Below are 14,148 nucleotides of genomic sequence, written 5' to 3' on the forward strand. Positions count from 1 at the left end.
CCTATGCGTCGCTCCGACATTCGGGGGGATGGGTCACGCCCTGCGCCGGAGGCCGAACCGTCGTCGCCGGGGCCGCTCCGGCGTCTCCGCAGCACGCGCCGCGAAGCGCGCCGCGCGTCGCTCGGCCCACGCCGCCACCTCGGCGTCGATGTCGCGTGGACTCGTCACGACAGGCGGACCGCCCTGCAGCTGGCGTCGGGCCTCGAGCACCCGACCGTTGAAGTCCTCGAGCACCGACCGCACGTCGGCCTCGCGACCGAGCAGGTCGAGCTGGTCGTCGAGCTCGCGATCCTCGGTGCGCAACAGGATCGCCGGCGGACCGAGACCCGTCAGGTTCTCCTGCTCGATCTTGCGTCGGATCCACCAGTCGGGGTCGTGGTGCGTTCCGAGTCCCTCGAGGGGCTTGCCCGCACCGGGGAGATCGTCGAAATCGCCCCGGCGGATCGCGACCTGGATCGCCGTCTCGATGAAGGCGGCTCGATCCGTCGCTGCGGCGATGCCCGGCTCTGCACCGGACTCGCTGTCGTCCTCGCCGTCCCCCCGGCTTCGCTGCCGCGCACGGTACCGCGCCGCGGCCTCCCGTGGATCCGTCATGATGCACCTCCGTCGCATCCTGGTCCTTCCAGGGTACGACCGCACCGGATCCGGAGGGCGGAGCGGGCGTGCTGCACCGCCTGCTGTCCGCGCCAGCCCATAGGCTCGGAGGATGACCGAGCGCACTCTCAACCGCGAGATCCTGCGCCTCGCCGTCCCCGCGCTCGGCGCCCTGATCGCAGAACCGGCGTTCCTCATCGTCGACGCGGCGCTGGTCGGACATCTCGGCACGACGCCGCTCGCGGGCCTGGGCATCGCGGGTGCGGTGCTGCAGACGATCGTCGGACTCATGGTCTTCCTCGCCTACTCGACGACCCCGGCGGTGGCCCGACTGTTCGGCGCCGGCAGACCGGGCGAGGCCGTCTCGGTCGGGATCAACGGCATGTGGCTCGCCCTCGCGATCGGGGCCGTGCTCGCCGCCGCAGGCGCGGCATCCTCCCCCTGGCTGGTCTCGCTGTTCGGCGCGAGCGACGCCGTGGCCGCCGATGCCAACGCCTATCTCGTCGTCTCGATGTGGGGGCTCCCGGCCATGCTCATCGTGTTCGCCGCGACCGGGCTGCTGCGCGGGATGCAGGACACCATGACTCCCCTGTGGATCGCCGGCCTCGGGTTCGGGGCCAACGCGCTGCTCAACGTGGTGTTCATCTACGGGCTGGGCTGGGGCATCGCCGGCTCGGCGGCCGGCACGGTCGTCGCCCAGTGGGGCATGGTCGGCGCATACGTCCTCGTGATCCGGCGGCTCGCGGCGAGGCATGACGCATCGTTGAAAGCCCGACGGGACGGCATGGGCAGCACAGCGCGCTCGGGCGGCTGGCTGTTCCTGCGCACCGTGAGCCTGCGCGTCGCTCTGCTCGCGACGGTCGCCGTCGCCACCGGCATCGGCACCGAGGAGCTCGCCGGATGGCAGATCGTCTTCACGATCTTCTCGGCGGCGGCATTCGCGCTCGACGCGCTGGCGATCGCCGCACAGGCGCTGATCGGCAAAGAGCTCGGTGCCGGCGACGAGCGACAGGTGCATCGGGTGCTGAAACGCACCGTGGCCTGGGGCGCGTGGTTCGGCGTCGTGGTCGGGGCTGTCATCGCTGCACTCTCCGGAGTCCTCGGGGTCGTGTTCACCGGCGACGCCGAGATCGCGGCGCTCGTGCAGCCGGCGCTGCTGATCCTCGCGCTCGCGCAGCCGATCGCCGGGGTGGTGTTCGTGCTCGACGGAGTGCTGATGGGGGCGAACGACGCGCGCTACCTCGCGATCGCCGGCGGGATCAATCTCGTGCCGTTCCTGCCGGCACTCTGGATCATCGCCGCGAGCGGAGTCGATGCGTCAGCGGGCCTCATCTGGCTCGCCATCGCCTTCTTCGGCATCTACCTGCTCGCTCGGCTGGGCACTCTCGGCTGGCGCGTGCGCTCGGGTCGCTGGGTCACCGCCGGCGTCTAGCACTGCACGATCGCCGCGAATCCGGACGTCTACACGTATCCCGGAATCTCGGGAACTGAGGATGCCGCGAGGGATCAGGCGTTCTCGAGCTCGGCGATCACGATCTTCTTCATGTGCATGAGCGCCTGAATCTGCTCTGGCCTCTGCTGGAGCAGATCCAGACCGGCCGGCACGACCTGCCAGCTCACTCCGAACCTGTCCTTGCACCAGCCGCAGGCCTCCGAGTCCGGCACGGCCGAGAGGGCTTGCCAGTAGTGGTCGATCTCGGCCTGATCCTCGCACCCGATCACGAAGGAGATCGACTCGTTGAACGCGAACTCGGGGCCTCCGTCGAGGCAGCCGAACGGCGAGCCGTTCAGGGTGAAGTCGCCGTTGAGGACCTTGCCGCTCATGCCCTCGAAATGTCGATCGAGCGATTCGTCGGGGTACAGGACCACCTGGTCGATCGACGAGTTCGGGAACACCGAGACGTAGTACTCCATCGCCTCCTGCGCCCGCCCGTCGAACCAGAGAAACGGGCGGATGGAACTGATCGCTGCCATGTCGACCTCCTCAGATCGGCACTCACGCTACGCCCGAGCAGGCATCGTGTCGAGAGGGTCCGACGCCGCCGTCAGCCCGCATGCCTCCGGCACCACTCGTACATGATCACCGCGGCGGCCGCGCTCGCGTTGATCGACCGGGTCGAGCCGTACTGCGTGATCTCGATGTGGGCGGATGCCGCGGCGAGCGCGGCATCCGAGAGGCCCGGGCCCTCCTGACCGAACAGCAGCACGCAGCTCTGCGGCAGATCCGCGCGGTCGACGGGCACTGCGCCCTCGACGTTGTCGACGGCGATGATCGGCAGGCCTTCGGCGGTCGCCCAGGCGGTGAAGGCCTCGACGTCCTCATGGTGCACGACGTGCTGATAGCGGTCGGTGACCATGGCGCCCCGCTTGTTCCACCGGCGCCGGCCGATGATGTGCACGGTGTCGGCGAGGAACGCGTTGGCGCTGCGCACGATCGAGCCGATGTTCATGTCGTGCTGCCAGTTCTCGATGGCCACGTGGAACGGATGCCGCTTGGTGTCGAGGTCGGCGACGATCGCGTCCATCCGCCAGTAGCGGTAGCGATCGATCACGTTACGCGTGTCTCCGACGGCCAGCAGCTCGGGGTCGTACTGCTCCCCCGCGGGCCACTCGACCTCGCCGCCGGGCCAGGGTCCGACCCCGTATCCGGGCTGGGCCGACGATCCGCCTGTCTCCGCTGCATCCGCGGGCGCCTGCTCATCCATCCAGCCAGGCTATCCGGCGCATCCGCAACAGCGATTTAGGTACACCGAAATATCCGCTACGATTTCGGCATGCCGAAAAATGCTGTCGTCGAGAAGGGGCCGACGCCCACCCGCGCCACCGCGCCCCGCAGCCTCTGGCTCCTCGGACCCGCGCTGGTCGCCGGTGTCGCGTATCTCGATCCGGGCAACGTCGCGAGCAACATGACCGCCGGCGCGCAGTACGGGTACCTGCTGGTCTGGGTCGTGGTGGCGGGCAACGTGATGGCCTGGCTGATCCAGTACCTGTCGGCGAAGCTCGGCGTCGTCACGGGGCAGAGCCTCCCCGAGGTTCTGGGTGCGCGACTCACGAGGCCGTGGGCCCGTCGGGCCTACTGGCTGCAGGCCGAGCTCGTCGCGATGGCGACAGATCTGGCCGAGGTCATCGGCGGCGCGGTCGCCCTCTACCTTCTGTTCGACATCCCGCTGCTGCTCGGAGGGATCATCACCGGCGCCGTGTCGATGGTCCTGCTGACGGTGCAGAGCCGCCGCGGCGCTCGGCCCTTCGAGTTCGTGATCATCGGGCTCATGGTGATCATCGCGGTCGGCTTCGTCGCCGGGCTCTTCATCGCACCGCCGGATGCCGCGAGCATCGTCGGTGGCCTGGTGCCCCGTTTCGAGGGCACCGGATCGGTGCTCCTCGCCGCCTCCATCCTCGGCGCGACGATCATGCCGCACGCGATCTACGCGCACTCCTCGCTCACTCGCGATCGGTTCGGTGCCGCCGCGGCGCACGGGCCGACGGAGACTGCGCGAACCGAGACCTCGCGCATCCGTCGCCTGCTCACGGCGACCCGCTGGGACGTCTCGATCGCGATGGTGATCGCGGGCACCGTCAACCTCGGCATCCTGCTGCTCGCGGCCGCCAACCTGGCCGGTGTCGAGGGGACGGATTCGCTCGAAGGCGCCCATGCCGCGCTCGCCGCGGGACTCGGGCCTGTCGTCGCGACCTTCTTCGCGGTCGGGCTGCTGGCCTCCGGTCTCGCCTCGACATCCGTCGGGGCATACGCGGGAGCGGAGATCATGCACGGCCTGTTGCACGTGCGCATCCCGCTTCTCGCGCGTCGACTCGTGACCCTGATCCCCGCGCTGGTGATCCTCGGCATCGGCTTCGATCCCACGCTGGCGCTGGTGCTCAGCCAGGTCGTCCTCTCATTCGGCATCCCGTTCGCGCTGATCCCCCTCGTCGCGCTCACCGCGCAGCGTCGCACGCTCGGCGTCTGGGCGAATCGCACCTGGACGACGGCGGCGGGCATCGTGGCATCCGTTCTGCTCATCGCGCTCAATGGCGCCCTGCTCTGGTTGGTGCTGACGGGCGCCTGAGCGACCGGCCTCGCGCGCGCAGCACGACCCTTGCGCGCAGAACCGCCCCGAGCCGGCACGGGAAGAGTCGACTCGGGGCGGCGTCCTGTCACCGCGCCGTCAGCGAGAGCGGAGAGTCTCGGTCCACTGCGAGGTCGCGCCGTCGGCGATGCGCCATCCGGGCTCGGGGACGGCGACGACGGTCACCTCTCCCGTCACCTTCACCTTGCCGCCCCGCGCCTCGACCTTCTCGCCGTTGACGTAGTAGCTGATGCCTGTCACGTTCTTCGGCACCTTCACCTCGTCGCGGGAGGTGCCCGGCTTGTCGGTGAAGGTCGGAGCCTTCGGAGTCGTCGGCGCGGTCAGCACCGGCACCTGCGACCAGTCGATGTCGCTCGCCAGGTAGTACGAGGTGTACGCGGGCTGGTTGTAGGTGGTCTGCTGACGCGCGGTCTCGGCCCGGTACTGCACGTCGTGCATCAGGGTCGTGAGCTTGTGCGCCGTCGGCTCGGTCGTCGTGAAGAACCGCAGCGCGCTCGAGTCCGCGGTGCGCACGAGCAGCTCCTCACGCCAGTCCCCCAGCACATCGGCGACGAGCGACGGGTTGCCTTTCGTGCCGTTGTTCGTGAGCGTTCCGGTCGCGGTGACCAGCGTCCCGCGGGTCCAGTCGTCGATGGTCGGCGTCTGGGCGCCGCTGCCGTTCACGAGCTGCGTCGTCAGGTCGCCCGCCCAGCGGATCGACATGTTGGTGCCTGGCGTCTCCGGCTGCAGCACCTCGCCGGTCGCGCTCAGGAGTCCGCTGCCCTCGGTGCCGCCTGGCATGCTCGACCACACCTCGATACCCGGCACGTCGGGACGCACGTCGCCGATCATGGCGCGACCGGTGTCGCGACCCGAGTACGCCCCGAACAGGGACTCTCCGGTCGCGGCATCACGCATCACCGACCCGTACGGTGCGCTCGTCGCACCCTCGTGGGCCGTCCAGATCTCGAGGCCGGGGCGGCTGGGGTCGATATCGGTCACGTGCATGGCGTCGCCATGGCCCAGGCGCACGGTCGCCCCGGGATCGGCGCTGCCCTCGGGGAGCACGTCGAACGAGCTGTACAGCAGGCTGCCGTCGTCGTCGATCGTCGCCGATCCGTAGACGAGCTCCTGCTTTCCGTCGGCATCCACGTCGGCGAAGCTCAGCGAGTGATCGCCCTGCGTCGTGATCGTGCCGAACTCGGGGTCGATGCCGTCACGGCCGTGCGGGGAGTCGTTGAACGGGTTCGTCATCGGCACGTGGCCGCTGTCGACGTCCCACCGCTCCGTGAGGCGCTTGCCGTCCCAGTCGAAGGCCGTGACGGTCGTGCGCGTGTAGTACCCGCGAGCGAAGACGGCCGACGGATGCTGCCCGTCGAGGTATCCGACGCCGGCGAGGAAGCGGTCGACGCGGTTCGCCGGCTCGATGCGCGACATCGCGTAGTCACCCCACAGCAGTCCGTCGTCTCCTCGCTCGGTCGGATACGGGATGGTCTGCAGCTCCTTGCCGGTCGCGCTGTCGAAGACCGTGAGGTATTCGGGTCCGTCGACGATGAAGCCCTCGAACTCCCGCAGCAGGTTGCGCGCGCTGCGGCTCGGCGCGTACACGTCGATGAAGGTGGTCGCCAGTTCCTGCGCGGCCTCCGGCGAGAGCGGGTAGTCGTGCGTCACGGGCATGCCCCACGCCTCTTCGAGAGTGGCCGGCCACTGGCCCGACACGACCTCCTCGCGGTCACTCCACCCGAGGAACATCTCGACCAGACGCTGCTCGTAGTCCGCGGCACTCAGGCGGTAGTCGTCGTCGTTCGAGTACCCGGCCTTGCGGTCGTCCTTGGGGAGAGTGATGTACGACTCGCTCGCGACCGAGCCGTCGTCGGCATACTGCACCGACTTCGTGCCGGGCGCCGTCTTCAGCATGGTCTCGGACCGGCCGTCGCCGTCGAAGTCGTAGACGAGGAACTGCGTGTAGTGCGCTCCGGCGCGGATGTTCACGCCGAGGTCCAGGCGATTCAGCAGCGTTCCGTCGAGCTCGTAGGTGTCGAGATAGACCGGCCCGGTGTAGCCGCGCTGCGAGACGTCCTTCGAGTTCGAGGGGTCCCACTTCACGACGTACTCGTACTGCCCGTCGCCGTCGACGTCGCCGACGGAGACATCGTTCGCCGAGTAGGTGTAGGCCTCGCCCTTCGGCGTCACCCCGTCGGCCGGCTTCTGCAGGGACAGGTCGTGGTGACCGTCGGCCCAGGCGGTGACGGATGCCGACGCGGATGCCGTCAGCTCGATGCCGCTCACGATGGGGACGACGGAGTACTCCGAGGTGGCGGAGCCGCCGGCATCCGCGTAGTTCGTGCTGTCGGTGACCGTGGCGACCTTCGCCCCGTCGCGATAGACGGCGAAGTCGGGGCCGGCGAGGCCGGTCTCGGTCGCGCCCGTCGTCTCGGTCGCAAGGAGTCGCCAGCTGAGGAAGACGCCCTCGGCGGTCGAGACGGCGACGAGTCCGCGGTCGAGCGACTCGAGTTGCGGTGCCGGGGTGCCGTGATCGTGGCGACCCGCGGCCGGGGCTGCGGGTGACGCCGCTGCCGCGCTCTGCGCACCACCCGCGACGAGGCAGCCGGCGGCGGCCACCGCCACGACGGCGCGGAATGATCGGTGTCGGATGTTCATCATCGAAATCCATCTCTGGGCCTGCAGCCCGCTCGGATAGCGTTTTCCCGTGCCCGGTCGAAGCTACCGCCGCGCTCCTCTCGCGTCAAGGAATCGGGCCCGATTGACACGATTCACAGCGTCCGCGGCGCCCTCGCCAGGCGATTAGGCTCGAAGGATGTCTGCCGAACCCGCGCGCCGCACCGTCCGCATCCTCACGTGGACCGGCATCGCGACCGGCGTGATCGGAGGCCTCCTCGTCGCCTTCCCGACCGTGCTTCCGTTCGGCGGCCCGTGGGTGCAGCTGGCGCTGGGCATCGCGACGCTGGTACTGGCCTTCCGCGCCCGCAAGATCGGCATCGCCGAGATCGAGGGGTTCGACGGACGCCTCTCGCTCTTCGCCGCTCTGCTGGGCTTCCTCATCGTGTTCTTCGCCGGCCAGGTCGCCTTCGGCATCCTCGTCGACGTCGCGAACCCCTGATCTAGGCTGGACGAGTGGCATCCCCCGCAGCAGACGACTACCTGAAGACCGTCTACGCGCACACCGAGTGGCAGGACGCGCCGATCACCCCGTCGGTGCTCGCGGCGAAGCTCGGCATCGCTCCGTCCTCGGTGACCGAGATGGTCAAGAAGCTCGCCGCCGCGGGCCTCGTCTCGCACGTGCCCTACGGCGCCGTTCGGCTGACCGATGCCGGCACGCAGCGCGCCCTGGCCATGGTGCGACGCCACCGCCTGATCGAGACCTGGCTGGTGCAGGAGTTCGGCTACGGCTGGGACGAGGTGCACGACGAGGCCGAAGTGCTCGAGCACACGATCAGCGACCGCCTTCTCGAGGGGATCGACGCACGCCTCGGCCGGCCACGATTCGACCCGCACGGCGACGCGATCCCGGATGCCGCGGGCGTCGTCGAACGCGAGCCCTTCATCCTTCTCGCCGACGCGCCGGTGGGTCACGTCGGCCGCGTGCTGCGCGTCGACGACCGCGACCCCGAGCTGCTGCGCGCCCTCGAGGCGGCTGGCGTCGCCGTCGCGGCGAGCATCACGACCACGGACCAGGGCATCGAGCTCGACGGCGTCGAGACGACGCTTCCTGACGGCGCCGCAGAGGTGGTCTGGCTCAGCGCCTGACAGCCTCGCCACAACCTGACACCTGCCCGTAATCGCCGCCCCATAAGCTGTGCTCATGGCACACCGCGACAACATCGAATGCTGGCTGACCGACATGGACGGCGTGCTCGTGCATGAGAACGACGCCATTCCCGGCGCGTCCGAGCTGCTCGCCGGGTGGGAGCAGAACGACATCCCGTACCTCGTGCTGACGAACAACTCGATCTTCACGGCACGAGACCTGTCGGCCCGCCTCCGCGCCAGCGGACTCGTCGTGCCCGAGGAGCGGATCTGGACCTCGGCGCTGGCCACCGCGGACTTCCTCGCGCAGCAGCTGCCGGGCGGTTCAGCTTTCGTGATCGGCGAGGCGGGCATCCTCACGGCCCTGCACGAGGCCGGGTTCATCATGACCGAGACGAATCCCGACTTCGTGGTCGTCGGCGAGACTCGCAACTACTCGTTCGAGGCGATCACCAAGGCGATCCGACTCATCATCAAGGGCGCGCGCTTCATCGTGACGAACCCCGATGCGACGGGCCCCTCGGCCGACGGAGTCATGCCGGCGACCGGCGCGATCGCGGCGCTCATCACCAAGGCGACGGGCAAGGAGCCGTATGTCGTCGGCAAGCCGAATCCGATGATGTTCCGCTCGGCGCTCAACAAGATCGGCGCGCACTCGAAGAAGACCGGCATGATCGGCGACCGGATGGACACCGACATCATCGCCGGCATCGAGGCGGGGCTGCACACCGTGCTCGTGATGACCGGCATCAGCGACGAGGCCGAGGTCGAGAAGTATCCGTTCCGGCCCGACGAGATCGTCGACTCGGTCGCCGACCTGCTGCCCACCGTCACCGAGTCGATTCCGACACTCGACGAGGACTGACGTGGGCGCGCTCGACGAAGGAGAGCGGGTCGTCGCAGCGGATGCGTCCGCGTGGCGCGCCTGGCTCGAGGAGCATCATGAGCGCATCGCGGGAGTCTGGCTGCTGAGCGTTCGCGGCAACCGGGCCGGAGGTGTCGGATACGACGATGCCGTGCGTCAGGCTCTGTGCTTCGGATGGATCGACGGTCCGGTGCGCACCTTCGACGACCAGACGGTGGGCCAGTGGTTCTCACCCCGACGACGCGGCAGCGGATGGGCAGCGACGAACAAGGCGAGACTGATCGACCTCGAGGCCGCCGGACAGCTCGCACCGGCCGGCATCCGCGTGCTCGAGTCCGCGAAGGCGGACGGGTCGTGGACCTTGCTCGACGGCCCGGAAGCCGGGATCGAGCCGCCCGATCTGACGGAGGCGCTGGATGCCCTGCCCGCCGCGCGGGCCCACTGGGACGCCTTTCCGAAGTCGGTCAAGAAGTTCGGCCTGACGCACATCGCGATGGCGAAGCGTGCCGAGACGCGGTCCGCTCGGATCGCCAAGATCGTGGCGGATGCCGCGGAGGGGAAACGCCCATGAACCAGTCCGACCTGCTGTTCCTGGTGATCTTCCTGACCCTCCTCAGCACGCTGACCGTGTGGGTGGTGCAGTTCTTCCGCTCACGACGTCGTGGAGGCGGCGGGGGCGATGGGCGCGCCGGCTGGTGGGAAGGCCCCTGGGACGACGACGACCGCAAGCGCTGAGCGCCCCGATCCCTCGATCAGCGCAGCGTCAGGCTGCGCACCCTATCCACGGGCTCCGGCATCCGCAGCGGACCCGCACCGGGTGTGATGGTGCCGAGGATTCGGGCTTCCCGCGCTCCGGTGCCGCCGGGCGTCACGGCCGCGACGCCATGCAACGTGCACCATCCGATCAGCGCGAACAGGATCGCCTCCTTGCTGTCGACCGGGGCGCCGAGCTCGTCGGCGAGCACCACCTCGATGTCGGGGAGCGCCTCACGCAGCCCCTGCATGATGAGCGGGTTGTGGCACCCGCCACCCGAGACAGCCAGGAAGCGGATGCCGGCGGTGCGGATGTCGTGTGCGACGGTGCGGACCGTGAGCTCGGTGAGCGTGCGGATCAGGTCGGCCGGCGCGATGCCGGGTCGCATGCGGTCGACGTGCGCACGCACATAGTCGAGGTGAAAATGCTCCTTGCCCGTGCTCTTGGGCGCGGGCAGGGCGTAGTACGGGTCGGCGAGCAGCTCGGCGAGCAGCACGTCGTCGACGGTGCCGGTGCGAGCGATCGCGGCATCCGCGTCGTAGCCTCGGTCGTTCAGCCCCTCGGCGACGACCACCGCGTCGACCAGTGCATTCGCCGGGCCGATGTCGTAGGCCGACAGACCGTCGGGACCGACCACGGTCACGTTCGCGATGCCGCCGAGGTTCACCGCCGCCGAGACTCCCGCCCGACCGCGCAGCAGCAGCTCATCGAGGAACGACACGAGCGGTGCACCGTGGCCGCCCGCAGTGATGTCACGGATGCGCACGTCCGACACCACGGGTGCGCCGACCCGCTCGGCGATCCACGCCGGCTGCCCGATCTGCAGGGTGCCGAGCGCGTGGCCGTCGGCGACCCAGTGGAAGACGGTCTGGCCGTGCGTGCACACGGCATCCACTCCCCCGACGACGTCGGATGCCGTGGCGGCGACCTCGGCGAAGGCCTGGCCGATCAGGGTGTCGAGCTCGCAGACCTCGGCGAACGTCGTGGGCGCCGGAGGCAGCGCCGCGACGAGTCGGGCCCGCAGGTCGGGGGCGTACGGCACGCTGTCTTCGTGCAGCACCGTGCCGCGCAGCGCTCCGTCGCTCTCTGCGAAGTCCACGACCGTGACGTCGATGCCGTCGTGTGAGGTGCCCGAGAGCAGTCCGAGTACGCGCATGCGTGTTCCTTCCGTCGCCTGCTACGAGCGTAGGCCGGTTTTGTTAGGGGGGCGAACGGAAAGCATCGATCTTTTCTGCACGATCATCTTCTGGACCGCGTTCTCCCCCGTGCCCGAAGGATGACCCGCACCGCCGACGGCCCCGGTCGTCGCCCGCGTAGCATTCTGCGAGACCCCACCCGCCACCCCCAGAATGGGAGCATGTTCGTGTCCGCCGAGATCATCACGATCGTCATCAGCGCCGTCGGCCTCCTGCTGGCTCTGGGCGGCACCATGTTCGCGGGCTTCGCCTGGTGCATCCGCCGATCCGACTCCCTCCGCACCGATCTCGTCGGCGTCGAGACGTCGCTCGGTACGCGTATCGACGGAGTGGAACAGAGGCTCACGGCACGCATCGACGGCGTCGAAGAGAAACTCACCGCACGCATCGACGGCGTCGAACAGAGGCTCACGGCACGCATCGACGGAGTCGAAGAGAAACTCACCGCACGCATCGACGGAGTCGCCGCCGACGTCACCGAACTCAAGGTCGCGGTGGCCCGACTCGAAGGGCCGCAGCGTCACCTGATCGTCGCGGGGCGCTGATTCCCCGGTGACCGGCAGGTCAGCGTAGGACGAGCGCCGCGGCGCCGATGAGCGGCCCCTCGTCGCCGAGTCCCGAGCGCACGACCCGGGTACGCCGCGAGTACTCGTGCGCGGCACTGGCCGTGAGCGCCTGCTGCACGAGGTCGATGTAGTCGGCGGACACGCGAGAGAACCCGCCGCCGATCGCGACCATGTCGAGGTCGACGAGGGTCGCGGCATCCGCGAGCGCTTCTCCGACCGCCTTCGCCGACCGCTCGATCGCGGCACGGGCGATGGTGTCGCCCGCGGCGGCATCCCGAGCCAGGTCCTCGCCGGTGGCTCCGGTCCAGCCCTGTTGCTGAGCCCAGGCGGCGCTCGCGGGCCCCGAGGCGATCTCCTCGAGGGTGAGCCCGCCTTCGCGACGCACCTGTCCGAGATGCCCGGCATTGCCGGTGGCTCCGGGAATGTACGCGCCGTTGACGACGAACCCTCCGCCGACGCCGGTCGAGACGACGATCGACAGCGAGGCACCGGCATCCTGCGTGGCGCCGAGCCAGGATTCCGCCAGGGCGAGCGCGCCACCGTCATGGCCGAGGACGGTCGGAACCTCGCGGCCGAGCGCAGCGGATGCCGCCGAGCGCACCGACTCCGCAAGACCGAAGCCCCGCGCGAGCGGCATGTTCACCGGCATGATCGCTCCGGCGGCACGGTCGATGGGTCCGGCGCTTCCGGCACCGGCGCCCACGAGGTCGGCATCCGCCGGCACAGCGGCCACAGCGTGGGTCACGATCGAGATCACCGCGTCGTTCAGCGACTCGAGCGTCGCCTGGCGCCCGGTCGCCTGTCGCGAGCGGCTGCCGCCGACGAGCACACCGTGCTCGTCCACGAGCGCGGCCTCCATCTTCGTGCCGCCGACGTCGACGGCCAGCGCGTAGCGGGTCACTGGGGGTCGAGTCCGAGGTCGTCGAGGTCGAAGGCGGCACGCCATTCGAGGCCCTCGGCTTCGATCGCGGCCTGGGCGCCCGTCTTGCGGTCGACGATCACGGCGACGGCGACGATCTCGGCCCCTTCCTTGCGCAGCGCCTCGACGGCCTTGAGCGCGGACTGCCCGGTGGTCGAGGTGTCTTCGAGCACGACGACGCGCTTGCCGGCGACGTCTGCACCCTCGATCTGGCGACCGCGGCCGTGGTCCTTCGGCTCCTTGCGCACGACGAACGCGTCGAGCGGCTTGTCGGCGGCGACCGAGGCGTGCAGCACCGCGTTCGCGATGGGGTCGGCGCCGAGGGTCAGGCCGCCGACCGCCACGACGTCGAGGTCGCCGATGAGGTCGAGCATGATGCGACCGATCGCCGGTGCCGCGCGGTGGTCGAGGGTGAGCTTGCGCATGTCGACGTAGTACGTCGCCTTCTTGCCGCTCGAGAGCGTGAAGTCTCCGTGGAACACCGCCTCGTCCTTGATCAGGTCGAGAAGGGTCTGGCGGTCTGCGTCGAGTGCGGTCACGGCATCCAGTGTAGGAGGCAAGGCCTAGGCTTGACGCATGCGCTTGGCCACCTGGAACGTCAACTCCATCCGCACCCGTGTCACCCGCACCGTCGAGTTCGCCGTCCGAGAGGACATCGACGTGCTGGCGATGCAGGAGATCAAGTGCAAACCCGAGCAGTTCCCTTACGGGCCGTTCGAAGAAGCCGGCTACCACGTCGAGGTCCACGGCCTGAATCAATGGAACGGCGTCGCGATCGCCAGCCGCCTGCCGATCACCGACGTCCGCACGTCTTTCGACGGCATGCCGGGCTTCGCCAAGGGACACGAGGGACCGGATGCACCGCTCGAAGCACGTGCGCTCGGCGTGCTCGTCGACGGTGTGCGCGTGTGGAGCCTGTACGTGCCGAACGGCCGCTCGCTCGACGACCCGCACTACGCCTACAAGCTGCACTGGCTCGAGGAGCTGAAGAAGTCCACGGCGGCAGAGCTCTCGGCGAACCCCGAACTGCCGCTCGCTCTGGTGGGCGACTTCAACATCATCCCGTTCGACGCCGACAACGGCGACCCCGACATCGTCGAGGGCGTCTCGACGCACGTCTCGCCGCAGGAGCGTCAGGCCTTCTTCGCTCTCGCCGACGCGGGCCTGACCGATGTCGTCCGCCCACTGCTTCCCGAGGGCTATACCTACTGGGACTACCAGCGTCTGAAGTTCCCTCGCAACGAGGGCATCCGCATCGACTTCATCCTCGGCTCGAAGACACTCGCCGAGGCGGTCACCGGAGCGTCGATCCACCGCGAAGAGCGCAAGGGCGAGCAGCCCAGTGACCACGTTCCCGTGGTCGTCGAGTTCGACCTCGGCAGGGCCGAGGAAGACGACGACCTGCCGATGATCTTCTCCTGA

General features: G+C 69.2%; 16 protein-coding genes. 9 read left to right on the forward strand and 7 right to left on the reverse strand.

From position 1 onward, the window contains the following. Positions 1-33: 33 nt before the first annotated feature. Positions 34-594, reverse strand: coding sequence for a J-domain-containing protein (locus tag BMW26_RS15930; RefSeq protein WP_072592016.1), 561 nt, complete (start codon positions 592-594; stop codon positions 34-36). A 112-nt stretch (positions 595-706) separates the two neighbouring features. On the opposite strand from BMW26_RS15930, the gene BMW26_RS15935 reads away from it, so the two are divergent. Beyond that, a complete protein-coding gene (locus tag BMW26_RS15935) occupies positions 707-2,026 on the forward strand; it encodes an MATE family efflux transporter (protein WP_072592017.1) in 1,320 nt (439 codons plus the stop codon). Between the two features lie 74 nt (positions 2,027-2,100). Here BMW26_RS15935 and BMW26_RS15940 read toward each other — a convergent pair whose 3' ends face one another. Then, positions 2,101-2,568 carry a VOC family protein gene (locus BMW26_RS15940; protein WP_053098014.1) on the reverse strand — a complete coding sequence of 156 codons (468 nt, stop codon included), beginning with the start codon at positions 2,566-2,568 and terminating at the stop codon, positions 2,101-2,103. Positions 2,569-2,639: 71 nt separating this feature from the next. After that, complete coding sequence (locus BMW26_RS15945) at positions 2,640-3,299, reverse strand: TrmH family RNA methyltransferase (RefSeq protein ID WP_056280412.1); 660 nt, start codon at positions 3,297-3,299, stop codon at positions 2,640-2,642. Between the two features lie 69 nt (positions 3,300-3,368). Here BMW26_RS15945 and BMW26_RS15950 point away from each other — a divergent pair, with 69 nt between their 5' ends. Continuing rightward, positions 3,369-4,658, forward strand: a complete 1,290-nt coding sequence (locus BMW26_RS15950) for an Nramp family divalent metal transporter (protein ID WP_072592018.1) — start codon at positions 3,369-3,371, stop codon at positions 4,656-4,658. A gap of 99 nt (positions 4,659-4,757) precedes the next feature. Here BMW26_RS15950 and BMW26_RS15955 read toward each other — a convergent pair whose 3' ends face one another. Further along, positions 4,758-7,319 (reverse strand): rhamnogalacturonan lyase, encoded by a 2,562-nt coding sequence (locus BMW26_RS15955; protein ID WP_072592386.1) that lies wholly within the window; start codon positions 7,317-7,319, stop codon positions 4,758-4,760. Positions 7,320-7,476: 157 nt separating this feature from the next. On the opposite strand from BMW26_RS15955, the gene BMW26_RS15960 reads away from it, so the two are divergent. Genes BMW26_RS15960 through BMW26_RS17820 form a run of 5 tightly spaced genes read left to right on the forward strand, consistent with a single transcriptional unit; the run spans position 7,477 to position 10,026 of the window. Then, a complete protein-coding gene (locus tag BMW26_RS15960) occupies positions 7,477-7,779 on the forward strand; it encodes a hypothetical protein (RefSeq protein WP_053098017.1) in 303 nt (100 codons plus the stop codon). Positions 7,780-7,793: 14 nt separating this feature from the next. Beyond that, a complete protein-coding gene (locus tag BMW26_RS15965; protein WP_056280404.1) occupies positions 7,794-8,426 on the forward strand; it encodes a metal-dependent transcriptional regulator in 633 nt (210 codons plus the stop codon). A gap of 55 nt (positions 8,427-8,481) precedes the next feature. Next, positions 8,482-9,291: an HAD-IIA family hydrolase gene (locus BMW26_RS15970; protein ID WP_053098019.1), complete on the forward strand. Its 810-nt coding sequence runs from the start codon at positions 8,482-8,484 to the stop codon at positions 9,289-9,291. A gap of 1 nt (position 9,292) precedes the next feature. Next, positions 9,293-9,862: a YdeI/OmpD-associated family protein gene (locus BMW26_RS15975; protein WP_072592019.1), complete on the forward strand. Its 570-nt coding sequence runs from the start codon at positions 9,293-9,295 to the stop codon at positions 9,860-9,862. Then, positions 9,859-10,026: a hypothetical protein gene (locus BMW26_RS17820; RefSeq protein WP_198032347.1), complete on the forward strand. Its 168-nt coding sequence runs from the start codon at positions 9,859-9,861 to the stop codon at positions 10,024-10,026. The genes BMW26_RS15975 and BMW26_RS17820 overlap by 4 nt, the downstream gene beginning before the upstream one ends. Positions 10,027-10,043: 17 nt before the next feature. On the opposite strand, the gene BMW26_RS15980 is transcribed toward BMW26_RS17820, so the two are convergent. Continuing rightward, positions 10,044-11,201, reverse strand: coding sequence for an anhydro-N-acetylmuramic acid kinase (locus tag BMW26_RS15980; RefSeq protein WP_072592020.1), 1,158 nt, complete (start codon positions 11,199-11,201; stop codon positions 10,044-10,046). 201 nt (positions 11,202-11,402) lie between these two features. Here BMW26_RS15980 and BMW26_RS15985 point away from each other — a divergent pair, with 201 nt between their 5' ends. Continuing rightward, positions 11,403-11,786 carry an apolipoprotein A1/A4/E family protein gene (locus tag BMW26_RS15985; RefSeq protein WP_232224489.1) on the forward strand — a complete coding sequence of 128 codons (384 nt, stop codon included), beginning with the start codon at positions 11,403-11,405 and terminating at the stop codon, positions 11,784-11,786. A 19-nt stretch (positions 11,787-11,805) separates the two neighbouring features. On the opposite strand, the gene BMW26_RS15990 is transcribed toward BMW26_RS15985, so the two are convergent. Beyond that, entirely contained in the window at positions 11,806-12,708 is a 903-nt protein-coding gene (locus tag BMW26_RS15990) for an ROK family protein (RefSeq protein ID WP_072592021.1), read from the reverse strand. Further along, entirely contained in the window at positions 12,705-13,265 is a 561-nt protein-coding gene (gene pyrE, locus BMW26_RS15995) for an orotate phosphoribosyltransferase (protein ID WP_072592022.1), read from the reverse strand. Before pyrE ends, BMW26_RS15990 begins: the two co-directional genes overlap by 4 nt. Positions 13,266-13,302: 37 nt before the next feature. On the opposite strand from pyrE, the gene BMW26_RS16000 reads away from it, so the two are divergent. Further along, positions 13,303-14,148 carry an exodeoxyribonuclease III gene (locus BMW26_RS16000; RefSeq protein ID WP_072592023.1) on the forward strand — a complete coding sequence of 282 codons (846 nt, stop codon included), beginning with the start codon at positions 13,303-13,305 and terminating at the stop codon, positions 14,146-14,148.

The sequence above is a fragment of the Microbacterium sp. 1.5R genome, from assembly GCF_001889265.1.
Taxonomy (GTDB): domain Bacteria; phylum Actinomycetota; class Actinomycetes; order Actinomycetales; family Microbacteriaceae; genus Microbacterium.